8 protein-coding genes are annotated in these 12,103 nt (G+C 74.5%); all 8 read right to left on the reverse strand.

What is annotated here, in order from left to right:
• Positions 1 to 72 precede the first annotated feature (72 nt).
• The 8 genes from AQJ30_RS16160 to AQJ30_RS16195 all read right to left on the reverse strand — a co-directional run bounded on the left by AQJ30_RS16160 (position 73) and on the right by AQJ30_RS16195 (position 12,096).
• Entirely contained in the window at positions 73 to 2,073 is a 2,001-nt protein-coding gene (locus tag AQJ30_RS16160; RefSeq protein ID WP_067234004.1) for an outer membrane protein assembly factor BamB family protein, read from the reverse strand.
• A gap of 52 nt (positions 2,074 to 2,125) precedes the next feature.
• A complete protein-coding gene (locus AQJ30_RS16165; RefSeq protein ID WP_067234005.1) occupies positions 2,126 to 3,937 on the reverse strand; it encodes a collagen-like protein in 1,812 nt (603 codons plus the stop codon).
• Positions 3,938 to 4,210: 273 nt separating this feature from the next.
• On the reverse strand, positions 4,211 to 6,022 hold the full coding sequence (locus AQJ30_RS16170; protein WP_067234007.1) for an ABC-F family ATP-binding cassette domain-containing protein: 1,812 nt from the start codon (positions 6,020 to 6,022) through the stop codon (positions 4,211 to 4,213).
• 90 nt (positions 6,023 to 6,112) lie between these two features.
• Positions 6,113 to 7,342 carry a hypothetical protein gene (locus AQJ30_RS16175; RefSeq protein ID WP_245726951.1) on the reverse strand — a complete coding sequence of 410 codons (1,230 nt, stop codon included), beginning with the start codon at positions 7,340 to 7,342 and terminating at the stop codon, positions 6,113 to 6,115.
• A 288-nt stretch (positions 7,343 to 7,630) separates the two neighbouring features.
• On the reverse strand, positions 7,631 to 8,542 hold the full coding sequence (locus AQJ30_RS16180) for a 4-(cytidine 5'-diphospho)-2-C-methyl-D-erythritol kinase (RefSeq protein WP_067234010.1): 912 nt from the start codon (positions 8,540 to 8,542) through the stop codon (positions 7,631 to 7,633).
• Positions 8,539 to 9,423 carry a 16S rRNA (adenine(1518)-N(6)/adenine(1519)-N(6))-dimethyltransferase RsmA gene (gene rsmA / locus AQJ30_RS16185; protein ID WP_067234012.1) on the reverse strand — a complete coding sequence of 295 codons (885 nt, stop codon included), beginning with the start codon at positions 9,421 to 9,423 and terminating at the stop codon, positions 8,539 to 8,541. The genes AQJ30_RS16180 and rsmA overlap by 4 nt, the downstream gene beginning before the upstream one ends.
• A 69-nt stretch (positions 9,424 to 9,492) precedes the next feature.
• Entirely contained in the window at positions 9,493 to 11,046 is a 1,554-nt protein-coding gene (locus tag AQJ30_RS16190; RefSeq protein ID WP_067234014.1) for a resuscitation-promoting factor, read from the reverse strand.
• Between the two features lie 162 nt (positions 11,047 to 11,208).
• Entirely contained in the window at positions 11,209 to 12,096 is an 888-nt protein-coding gene (locus AQJ30_RS16195; RefSeq protein ID WP_067234015.1) for a TatD family hydrolase, read from the reverse strand.
• Positions 12,097 to 12,103: the final 7 nt, after the last annotated feature.

Raw genomic sequence — 12,103 nt, forward strand, 5'->3', positions numbered from 1 at the left:
GACGGACACGCGCACGGCCCCGCCCCCGGGGAGGGGACAGGGCCGTGGCGGCGGGTGGCGGGGCGCCGGTGCTCAGCTTCCGGTGCCGAACCCGATCGCCAGGTACTCCTTGTCGCCGGTGCTGGAGACGTCGGCGTACACGCCGGCCATGTACAGCCGGCCGTCGGAGTAGATGATCTCCGAGTACTGCGGCAGGTAGTTGCTCTCCAGGTCGCGCACCGCGTCGGTGCCCGGGTTCTGCATCAGCGTCGTCTGCTTGAACGTGGTGCCGTCGATGCTGACGATCTGCCCGCCCTTGTCGTACGGCGGCCGCTTGTACGCGATCACGTCGGCGCCGTCCATGCGCAGCGGCACGATCGTGTAGCCGTCGCCCGCGTCCGCGCGCTGGCCGGTCTGCTTGCCGGTGGCCAGGTCGAAGGCGACGACCTCGTTGGTGCGGCTGTAGTCGCCGGTGCCGTCGTGCTCCTCGGTCGGCACGTACAGGCGGCCCGCGCCGACCGCGAGGCCCGTGCAGGCCTCGATGCGGGTGATGCCCTCGCAGTCCGCCGCGTACTGGTCGCCCGGCGCGGAGATGCGGGTGATCAGCTTGCCGGTCTTGTTGTCGACGGAGAAGAAGTCCGAGATGCCGCTGCCGTCACCGGCGCTGTCGCCGACGTCGGCGGCCACCACCAGCGGGTCGGTGGAGACGATCGAGGCGTACTCGATGCCCGCGGTCATCCTGTACTCCGACAGCACCTTCCCGGAGACCGGGTCGATGGTCTGGACGTGCAGCTCCGGGTTGTCGTACGAGCCGCACTTGCGCAGCGCCACCAGCTTCGGGCCGCCGCCGTAGCCGGCGTCGTAGCAGCTGTCGGACGTCTTGGGCGACCACAGCACCTTGCCGGTCGCGATGTCGAAGGCCGCGCCGCCGTCGGTGCTGCCCGCGGCGACGGTGTTCGCGCTGACGGTGACGTTGTCGAAGGTGACCGGGTAGTCACCGGAGGAGACGGTCTTGCGCCACAGCTGCTTGCCGGCCGCGAGGTCCAGCGCCGCGACCTCACTGCACCCGGCCGAGGAGTTCTTGGCGGGCATCTTCGGCTGGAACAGGACGGCGGTGCGGTAGTCCTTGGTCATGTGCCGGCTCGCCTCGCACACCGGGCCGGGCAGCTTGACCGTCCACAGCTTGGCGCCGGTGTTCCGGTCGTAGCCGGACACCTCGGCGACGCCGCTCTTCACGTACGCCTTGTCGGTGAGCCAGGAGCCGTCCACGGCCACGCTGTCGCCCTTGGCGACGACCGGCATCGGCACCTGGAAGAGCAGCTTGGAGGCCGGGTCGGCGGGCGCCTTCTCCGAGCCGCCGCCGGCCGTGCCGCCGGTGCCCTTGTCGTCCTGGCCGCCGGCGGTGCCGCCGGTGGTCCCGGCGGTCGCCTTGTCGTCCTTCTTCGCCTCGTTGTCGTCGGAGGACGCCTTGGAGTACCAGATGCCGCCGCCGACGATCAGCGCGATGGCGACGACCGCCGCCACGATGATCAGCAGCTGCGCGTTCACCTTCCGGCCGCCGCCGGCGGGCACGGCCTGCGGCTGGAGCGGCACGGTCGGCTGTCCGGGATACCCGTACCCCGGCTGGACCGGCTGTCCGGGCTGCCCCGGGTAGCCGTAACCGGGCTGGGCGGCGTACGGCGAGGGCTGCCCGTAGGGGCCCGGCTGCTGCGGGGCGGCGTACGGGCCCTGCGGCTGCGGGGGCGTGGGGTAGCCGTAGCCCTGGGGCGGCTGGGCGGGCGGGGCCTGCTGCGGGTAGCCGTAGCCGGGCGGCGCCTGGGGCGGGCCCGCGGGCGGGGTCTGGGGCGGGCCCTGCGGGGGCGGGGGCGTCGGCGAGCCCGGCGCCGGGGGCTGCTGGGGCGACGCCTGCGGTGCCTGCGGTGCCTGCGGTGCCTGCGGTGCCTGCGGTGCCTGCGGGTAGCCGTAGCCCGGCTGCGGGGCCTTGCTCAGGCTCGGCGGGGCGGGCGTGGCCTGGTCCTGCGGCTGGTCCTCGGGGGTGCCGGGGCCTGGCCCCTGCGGGGGCTGCTGGGGCGGCGGGGGCGGCGGCGTGGTCATGGTGTGGGTACCTCGTCGGGAAGGAGCTCGGGGGACGGACCGCGGGGAGGTGTCACTTGCCGTAGGCGAGCATCAGCTTCTCCTTCGCGTCGTCCGCCCCGTTCAGCCGGGTGCTGGAGAGGTAGAACCGCCCGTCCGTCCAGGCGAGGTCGCGGGCGTAGAAGCTGCTTTCGAGGGCGGTCGTGCTCGCCGGGAGCTGGAGCAGCTTCGCCGGGGTGTGCGCGGTCCCCGCGGTGGGGATCGACACCACCTGGCCGGCCGCGTCGTACGACGGCTCGACGTAGGCCACCAGGGCGCCGCCCTCGAGCCGGACGGGGAGCATCGTCTCGTCCGCGGGCGACTTCACGCGCCACTTCTGCTTGCCGGAGGAGAGGTCGATCGCGACGATCTCGTTCGGGCCGCTCTTGGCGTCGGTGGGCAGGTAGAGGGTGTCGGCGTCGGCCGCCACGCCCTGACAGCCCGTCAGGTCGCGCTGGAGGATCGCCGACTGGCACTCGGGCGCGAAGTTCCCGTCGAAGGCGACCTGGGAGCGGGCGGTGCCGTCGGCCTTGAACGTGGAGATGTTCCAGGTGTTCTTGTCCTGGTTGGTGCTGTAGACGACCAGCGGGTCCAGCGAGAAGGTGCGCGCGACCCGCCAGCCCTTGGCGAACTCCCGGGTCCACTTGGCCTTGCCGGTCGCCGGGTCCAGCTCCTGGAGCTCCTCGTGCTCCTTCGCGCCGGTCGCGTCGCAGGACGCCACGGACACCAGCCGGGTGCCGCCGGCGAACGCGGTCGGGAAGCAGGAGTCGCCGTAATTCTTCTTGTCCCACAGCTTCTTGCCGGTGCGCACGTCGTACGCCGTGCCGGACTGGGAGCGGCCCACCACCAGCGTGTTGCCGGCGAGGGACAGCTCGATGTCGATGGCGCTGTCGAACAGCGCGCCGTCGGCGACGACGGCCGTCCAGCCCTTGGCGCCGGTGTTCAGGTCGAGCTGCTGGAGCTGGTTGCACTTGGCGCGGTCGCTGGTGCCGCTCATGTACGCCACGACGACCTTGTCGTCGGCCGTCTTCTGCCGGGTGACCGCGCAGACCTTCTGCGGGAGCGTGACGGTGGCCCACGCGGGCGTGCCGTCGGCGACCTTGTAGCCGACGACCTCCTTGTAGGCGGCCTTCACGGCCGTGGTGCCGGTGATCCACATGCCGGGGGCCTCGGCGCCGGAGGCGGGCGCGTCGGGGGCCTCCTTGTACCAGAGGACCTTGGCCTCGCCGGCCTTGCGGCCCGCGTTGAAGTCCTGGGCGCCGCCGCCGCCGTCGCCGCTGCCGTCGCCGGGGTCGACCGGGTCGGCGGAAGCGGACGGCTTGTCGTCGTCGCTGTGCGTGGCGACCGGCTTGTCGTCCTTGTCGTCGCCGCCGCGCGTCACCGCGAACACCGTGCCGCCGACGACCAGCAGGGCGGCCACGGCCGCGGCGACCACGACCGCGGGCCGGCCCTTGAAGGGGCTGCGCGAGCCGGACGGCGGGGTGCCCGGGGCGCCGGGCGCGCCGGGGAACTGCGGCGGCTGCGGGTAGCCGTACCCGGGCTGCTGCCCGTACGGCCCCGGCTGCGCCGCGGGCGCGTAGGGTCCGGGCTGCTGGGGCGCCCCGTAGGGGCCCGGCTGCTGGGGCGGCGCGTACGGTCCCGGCTGCTGCGGTGCGCCGTAGGGTCCCGGCTGCTGGGGTGCGCCGTAGGGGCCCGGGGCCGGGGGCGGGGCCTGCTGCGGGTAGCCGTAGCCGGGCTGCGGCGGCGCGGGCGGTGTCGCGGGCGCCTGCGGCGGCTGGGCGGGCGGCTGGTGCGGGGGCGGTCCGAAACCACCCTGCTGCGGAGGCTGATCGGGCGGCTGAGCCATCAGCGTCTTCCCCCTCGTTCACTGATTTTCGGCCACGCCCTGAGGTTCGCTCGGGACCCGGAGTCGTACTCAGACAGTTCTCAGACGGCTCTTTCTATCACCCGGCACCGACGGTCCACCGGCCCGCGCCCGCCGCTGTTCCCAAGGGAGAACCCGCCCGTGATGCCCCCGTTACGCGCCTCCACGCCCCCTTCACACGGCGCGCGCGCCGACGCTGCGCGCCGGGGCGGGAGAACCGCGCCCCGCCCGCCGCGCCGTGCGCCGGGCCACTGCCTAGGCGTCCTCGGCCAGTTCCAGCCAGCGCATCTCCAGCTCCTCGCGCTCACCGGCCAACTCGCGCAGCTCGGTGTCGAGTCGGGCGACCTTCTCGAAGTCCGTGGCGTTGTCGGCGATCTGCGCGTGCAGCTTGGACTCGCGCTCGGAGAGCTTGTCCAACTGCCGTTCGATGCGCTGGAGTTCCTTCTTGGCGGCGCGCTGGTCGGCGGCGCTCTTCTCACCGCGCTCGGCGGCCGGCGCGGCCGCGGCGGGGGCGGCCGCCGCGGCGGCCTCCTCCATGTGCCGGCGGCGCTCCAGGTACTCGTCGATGCCGCGCGGCAGCATCCGCAGGGTGCCGTCGCCGAGGAGGGCGAAGACCCGGTCGGTGGTGCGCTCGACGAAGAACCGGTCGTGGGAGATCACGATCATCGAGCCGGGCCAGCCGTCGAGGACGTCCTCCAGCTGGGTCAGGGTCTCGATGTCCAGGTCGTTGGTGGGCTCGTCCAGGAACAGGACGTTGGGCTCGTCCATGAGCAGCCGCAGCAGCTGGAGGCGGCGCCGCTCACCGCCGGAGAGGTCGCCGACCGGCGTCCACTGCTTCTCCTTGCCGAAGCCGAACGTCTCGCACAGCTGCCCGGCGGTCATCTCCCGGCCCTTGCCGAGGTCGACCCGCTCGCGAACGCGCTGCACGGCCTCCAGGACCCGCCAGGTGGGGTCGAGTTCGGCGACCTCCTGGGAGAGGTAGGCGAGCTTGACCGTCCGGCCCACGGCGATCCGCCCGCCGGCCGGCTGGGTCTCGCCCTGGGTGCGCGCCGCCTGGGCCATGGCCCGCAGCAGGGACGTCTTGCCGGCGCCGTTGACACCGACCAGGCCGATGCGATCGCCGGGTCCGAGCTGCCAGGTGACGTGCTTGAGCAGCACCTTGGGGCCGGCCTGGACCGTGACGTCCTCCAGGTCGAACACGGTCCTGCCCAGCCGCGAGGACGCGAACTTCATCAGCTCGCTGGTGTCGCGCGGCGGCGGCACGTCCGCGATGAGCTCGTTGGCCGCCTCGATCCGGAAGCGCGGCTTGGACGTCCGCGCGGGCGCCCCGCGGCGCAGCCAGGCCAGCTCCTTGCGGACCAGGTTCTGCCGCTTGACCTCCTCGGTCGCGGCGATGCGCTCGCGCTCGGCGCGGGCGAAGACGTAGTCGGAGTAGCCGCCCTCGTACTCGTGCACCTCGCCGCGCTGCACGTCCCACATCCGCGTGCAGACCTGGTCGAGGAACCAGCGGTCGTGGGTGACGCAGACCAGGGCCGAGCGGCGCGTCTGCAGGTGCTGGGCCAGCCAGGCGATGCCCTCGACGTCGAGGTGGTTGGTCGGCTCGTCCAGGACGATCAGGTCCTGCTCCTCGATGAGCAGCTTGGCCAGCGCGATGCGGCGCCGCTCGCCGCCGGACAGCGGGCCGATCACGGTGTCCAGTCCCTGCGGGAAGCCGGGCAGGTCGAGCCCGCCGAACAGGCCGGTGAGCACGTCGCGGACCTTGGCGTTGCCGGCCCACTCGTGGTCGGCCATGTCGCCGATGACCTCGTGGCGGACGGTGGCCGCGGGGTCGAGGGAGTCGTGCTGGGTGAGGACGCCCAGGCGCAGCCCGCCGGAGTGGGTGACCCGGCCCGAGTCGGCCTCCTCCACCTTGGCGAGCATCCGGATCAGGGTGGTCTTGCCGTCGCCGTTGCGGCCGACGACGCCGATCCGGTCCCCTTCGGACACGCCGAGCGAGATGCCGTCGAGGAGCGCACGGGTGCCGTACACCTTGCTGACGTTCTCGACATTGACCAGGTTGACGGCCATTTCTCTCCTGCCCGGGGGGATGCTCGACCCTCCAGGGTAGTCGGGCGGCGGGGCGCTCCCGTCACGTCGGGCGGGCCAGGGACGGACGCCTCACCCGGTACCGGCCGCCCGGCGCCGCCGCTCCTGGTACCGCCACACGTCGAACAGCACCTCGTCGTCGCGCAGGTCCTCGCCGACGGGCCCGATCCGCTGCTCCGCGGCCACGCAGCGCGGGTCGTCGCGCAGGGCCAGGCCGGACACGGCGTGGGCGCGGATCCGCTGCCGCGGGTCGTGGGTGAGGGCGAGCAGCGCGTCCCCGGCCTCGGGTTCGGGGCCCCGGTAGTGGCGCAGCCAGTGGCACAGCCACGTACGGACGTCCGGGTCGGGGTCGTCGACCAGGGTGAGGACGACGGCCAGGCTCCCGCGACGGACCACGGACCGGCCGTCCCCGGAGACCTCCAGACAGTCCGGGACGAGCGACCGCACCCGCGGGTCGGGGTGCGTGAGGTACGACAGACCGAGGGCCTCGATCTCCGGGCCCTGGGCGTGGGTGAGCGCGTGCAGGAGGACCGCGAGCACCTCCGGGTCCTCCTCCTGCTCCGCCCACGGCAGGAGCTGGTCGGCCCGGTCCGAGAAGGGGTCACGGCCCGTCAAGGGGTCCCCGAGCACCATCCCCAGCAGCACGTCGGCGCCGAGGAGGCGGTGGGGCCGGTCCGGGTGGTTGAGCAGGTCCCTGGACCACTGCCAGGTCTCCTCATCGAGCCGGTGGGCGAGCGTGAACACGACCTTCGACCAGACGACGTGGTCGCGGTCGGGGTGGGCGAGGGCGCGCTCCACCAGTGTGTCGAAGGGCGTACGCCGCCCGTAGCGGGCCTCCAGTGCGGTGATGACCGCCGCGTGCGCGTCGTGCAGGGTCAGCCCGCCGAGTGACACCGCCTCCCACCACCAGCCGACCTCCGGGTCCTCGACCCGGGTCCGGGTGACGGGTCCGGTGAGACCGGTCAGCCGGCGCAGCCCCGCCTCGGCGCCCGTGTCCGCCCAGTGACGGGCGTGCGCCAACAGCTCCTCGCGGTCCGGGAACGGCAGGGGGGTGCGGCCGAAGGCCAGGGTGTCGGTCAGTCGCCACGCCCCGGCGGTCACCGCCCGCAGCAATGGGGTGGTTCCGTCGGACAACCGACGCAGCGGATCGGCCCCGGCCTCCAGCAGCGCCTCGACGACCGCTTCGTCGTGCGCCGCCACGGCCAGGCACAGCACCGGCACGCCCTCGTGGTCGTCGAACGCATCCGGCTCGACACCGCCCGCGAGCAGCGCCCGCACCTCCCGCAGGTCCCCCCGCCGCACGGCCCCCACCAACGCCCGCCGTCCCACACCCACCCCTTCCCCGACCGAACGCCGACGAGCGTAGGCGCCCGGCTGGGAGCGAGGCTCGGGGTTATTCACCCAGGGGCGCGGGGAACTGCGCGACCAGCCACGACGACGCCGCACCCACACGACGACCCAGGCGACCAGGGCAAGGTGCGGCACGAGAACCATCGACCGGCCCTGTCCCCACCCAGGGGCGCGGGGAACTGCGCACCCCACCACAACGGCGCCGCACCCACCCGACAGGCAGGACGCGGAGCGCACCGCTCAGCCAGACGCCGCGGGCTCCAGAACCGTCGCCCCCGCCACCGGCCCCACCGCCACGCGAACCGCCCGGCACGTCCCGGAAACCCGCAGAGCCCCCGCCACCGCCTCCGCCGACGCGAGGTCACGCGTGAGGAAGGCAGTGGTCGGGCCCGAGCCCGAGACCACCGCGGCCAGCGCCCCGGCCGCGCGCCCCGCGGCGAGGGTGTCGGTCAGCTCTGGGAAGAGGGACAGCGCGGCCGGCTGGAGGTCGTTGGAGACGGCCGCGGCGAGCGCGTCGGCGTCCCCCGCGGCGAGCGCGTCGAGCAGCGGCCGGGAGGCGACGGGCTCGGGGACGTCGCGGCCCTCGGCGAGCCGGTCGAACTCACGGAACACGGCCGGCGTGGACAGCCCGCGCGCGGCCATCGCGAAGACCCAGTGGAAGGTGCCGCCGACCTCCAGCGGGGTCAGGACCTCACCGCGCCCGGTGCCCAGCGCGGCCCCGCCGACGAGGCTGAACGGCACGTCGCTGCCGAGCTCGGCGCAGATCTCCAGCAGCTCCGCGCGGGACGCGCCCGTGCCCCACAGGGCGTCGCAGGCGAGCAGCGCGCCGGCGCCGTCCGCGCTGCCGCCCGCCATGCCGCCGGCCACGGGGATGTCCTTGGCGATGTGGACGTGCACGTCGGGGCTGCGGCCGTACCGCCCGGCGAGGGCGATCGCCGCGCGCGCGGCGAGGTTGGTGCGGTCCAGCGGGACCTGGTCGGCGTCGGGCCCGGCGCAGGTGACGCGGAGTTCGTCGGCCGGGGTGACCGTGACCTCGTCGTACAGGCCGACCGCGAGGAAGACGTTCGCCAGGTCGTGGAAGCCGTCCGGGCGGGCGGCGCCGACGGCGAGCTGGACGTTGACCTTCGCGGGCACGCGGACGGTGACGCTCACGCGCTCTCCTCGGGCTGGGCGGTGCGGTGCTCGGCGATGCGGGCGAACTCCTCGACGGTGAGGGCCTCGCCGCGGGCCTGCGGGGAGACCCCGGCGGCGACGAGGGCGGCCTCGGCGGCGGCCGCGGAGCCGGCCCACCCGGCGAGCGCGGCGCGCAGCGTCTTGCGGCGCTGGGCGAACGCGGCGTCGACGACCGCGAACACCTCCTTCTTGGAGGCGGACGTCTTCACCGGCTCACGGCGGCGGACCAGGGACACCAGGCCGCTGTCGACGTTGGGCGCGGGCCAGAAGACGGTGCGGCCGATGGCACCGGCGCGCTTGACGTCCGCGTACCAGTTGGCCTTCACCGAGGGCACGCCGTACACCTTCGAGCCGGGCGCGGCGGCGAGCCGGTCGGCGACCTCGGCCTGCACCATCACGAGGGTGCGCTCGATGCCGGCAAACGTGTCGAGCATGTGCAGCAGCACCGGCACCGCCACGTTGTACGGCAGGTTCGCGACCAGGGCCGTCGGGGCCGGGCCGGGCAGCTCGGTGACGTGCAGCGCGTCGGAGTGCACCAGCGCGAACCGGTCGGCCCGCTCCGGCATGCGCGCGGCGACGGTGGCGGGCAGCGCGGCGGCCAGCACGTCGTCGATCTCGACGGCGGTGACCCGGTCGGCGGCCTCCAGCAGCGCGAGCGTGAGGGAGCCGAGCCCCGGCCCGACCTCGACGACCACGTCGTCGGGCCGCACGCCGGCGGTGCGGACGATGCGGCGGACGGTGTTCGCGTCGATCACGAAGTTCTGGCCGCGCTGCTTGGTGGGACGCACGCCGAGGGCCGCCGCCAGCTCACGGACGTCGGCGGGGCCCAGGAGGGCGTCGGGGGTGGGGCTGCTGCTCACGGGACAAGACTACGGGGGCCCACCGACAGCCCCGGACCACGTCACGGGCCCCGCCCCGGCACTCCCGGCTCAGCCGTGCAGCCGGGCCCCGCAGTGCGGCCAGGGGCTCGCGCCGCGCCGCGCGTACAGCTTCTTCGCGCGGTACGTCTGTTCCGCCGCGGGCGCGTCCTGGGGCCGTCCGCTGCCGCCGAGGGTGTGCCACGTGCGCGTGTCGAACTGGTACAGCCCACCGTAGGTGCCGGACGGGTCGACCGCGTCGGGCCGGCCGCCGGACTCGCAGGCGGCGAGGCGCTGCCAGTCGAGCCCGTCGGCGCCGTGCACGGACGCGGGCAGCGGACGCGTGCCCACCTTCACCACCTGGGCGCGGGGCACCCGCACCACTTCGGCCCGCACCCGGCGGGGCCTGAGGCGCACGCCGTTGACGGTGCGCAGGGAGTACGTGACCCGCCGCAGGCCGGGCTGTCCGGCCTGCTCGACGACCTCCGTTCCCTTGAACTGGGTGGGGTCGGCGACGCGCCGGACGACGAACGGGATGGGCTCCTCGCGGACCTCCCTGCCCCCGGTGATGCGCAGCACGGTCACGGTCTGGCCGTCGCGCGGGAAGCTGTCCGGCGGCACCGAGGTGGTGTCCTGGCCGCGCAGGGTGATGCCGGCCTCCTCGACGGCCTCGCGCACGGTGGCCGCGTTGGTCCGCACGGTGCGGGCCCGGCCGTCCGCCATGACCGTCACCGAGCGCTCGGTGCGCACGTCCAGCGCGAGCCCCTCGCGCCCGATGGGCCGGGAGCGCGCGGCGGACAGGTACGCGCCCTCGGCGCGCACGCCCAGCTGTCTGAGCGCCCCCTCGACGGTGCGTTCGGTCGTCCACACCTCGTGGCGCTCCCCGTCCAGGGTCAGCCGCAGGGGGCGGCCGTAGCGCACCTCGACCTCCTCGCCGTCGCTCAGGCCGGTGCCGGGGCCGGGCACGACCACGTCGTGCGGGCCCACCCGCACGCCCTCCTCGGCGAGCAGTCCGGTCACGTCGTCGGCGAAGGTGTGCAGGGTGCGCGGGGTGCCCTCGACGGTCAGCTCGACGGCCTTGTCCTCGGCGACGAACGCGGTGGTGCCGCCGGCCAGGAACGCGACGACTAGCGCCTGCGGCAGCAGCCGGCGCACCGGCGAGTCGGGACGCTCGGCGTAGCGCGCCCTGCGCCGCCGCCCGGCCCGGTGCCCCGCCCCGGCGCGGGGCTCTCCCGGGCCCGGGTCGGGGCGCGGCGCGGCCGTGACGTCGACGAGGGTGGCGGTCGGCAGGTCCGCGAAGCCGGGGGGCGGCGGGGCGACCAGGGTGGCGGTGCCCGTCTGCCGGGGCAGCACGGGCTCGCGCGGCTCGTGCGGATACGTGTGCGCGTACGGGTGGGAGTACGGGCGGTCGTACGCGTACGCGTCGGCGTACGGGTGGCCGTACGGGTCCGGGTCGCCGTACGAGGAGAGGGGGCCGTACGGGTGCGGGAGGCTCCCGAGGGCGGGCCCGTACGGGTCGACGTAGTCCTCGGGCGGCCCGTACACCCCCTGTGGGACGGTCTCGGCGGTGTGCAGGCCGGGGTACTCCGGGTGGTGCGCGTTGCGCGCGTACTGCGGGTCGCTCACGCCGACACGCTCCAGGGGGCCGTATGTCCAGCGGGGTCGGGATCGGGCCCCCAGAACCTAGCGGCTCGCCGGTCACTCTCCAAAGCGACGCGGCCACGCTCCGTAGCTGCCGGGCGGCGAGCGCATCCCGGCCGTTATCGGCCGGTGACGAACGGCATACGTTCAGTAACCGAAGGCGCGCGCGGTGTTCGCGCCCAGGGCCGTCGCCAGGGCGTCCTCGTCGAGGCCCCGCACGGCGGCCATGGCGCGCACCGTGACCGGAACGAGATACGGCGCGTTGGGCCGTCCGCGGTACGGCGCCGGGGTGAGGAAGGGCGCGTCGGTCTCCACCAGCAGCAGCTCCAGCGGGGCGACGGCCAGGGCGTCGCGCAGGTTCTGGGCGTTCTTGAAGGTGACGTTGCCGGCGAAGGAGAGGAAGTACCCGGCCCGGGCGCAGACCTCGGCCATCTCGGCGTCACCGGAGTAGCAGTGGAAGACGGTGCGCTCGGGGGCGCCCTCCTCCTTCAGCACGCGCAGCACGTCCGCGTGGGCGTCGCGGTCGTGGATGACGAGGGCCTTGCCGTGCCGCTTGGCCATCTCGATGTGCGCGCGGAACGAGGCCTCCTGGGCCTCCTTGCCGTCCTCGCCGGTCCGGAAGTGGTCGAGGCCCGTCTCGCCGACCGCCTTCACGTGGGGCAGCGCGGCCAGCCGGTCGATCTCGGCCAGCGCCTCGTCGAGGGCTGCCGTGCCGCCCGGCTCGCGCGCGCCCTGCCGGGACCAGCCGTCGGGGTCGCCGTGGACGATGCGCGGAGCCTCGTTGGGGTGCAGGGCGACGGCCGCGTGGACGTTGTCGTACGTGGCCGCCGTCTCGGCCGCCCAGTGTGAGCCGCGGACGTCGCAGCCCACCTGGACGACCGTGGTCACGCCGACCGACGCGGCCTTCGCCAGGCCCTCCTCGACGGTGCCGGACTGCATGTCGAGGTGGGTGTGCGAGTCGGCCACCGGCACCCGCAGGGGCTGCGGGAGCGGCGGGGCGGTGTTCTTGTCGGCCCGGTCGGCGTTCGAAGGCATGCTCCGA

The organism is Streptomyces longwoodensis, assembly GCF_001514125.1.
Lineage (GTDB): Bacteria > Actinomycetota > Actinomycetes > Streptomycetales > Streptomycetaceae > Streptomyces > Streptomyces longwoodensis.

Coding starts and splice junctions, on each gene's coding strand:
- AQJ30_RS16160 (WP_067234004.1), bottom strand. CDS start 2,073: ATGACCACGCCGCCGCCCCCGCCGCCCCAGCAGCCCCCGCAGGGGCCA.
- AQJ30_RS16165 (WP_067234005.1), bottom strand. CDS start 3,937: ATGGCTCAGCCGCCCGATCAGCCTCCGCAGCAGGGTGGTTTCGGACCG.
- AQJ30_RS16170 (WP_067234007.1), bottom strand. CDS start 6,022: ATGGCCGTCAACCTGGTCAATGTCGAGAACGTCAGCAAGGTGTACGGC.
- AQJ30_RS16195 (WP_067234015.1), bottom strand. CDS start 12,096: ATGCCTTCGAACGCCGACCGGGCCGACAAGAACACCGCCCCGCCGCTC.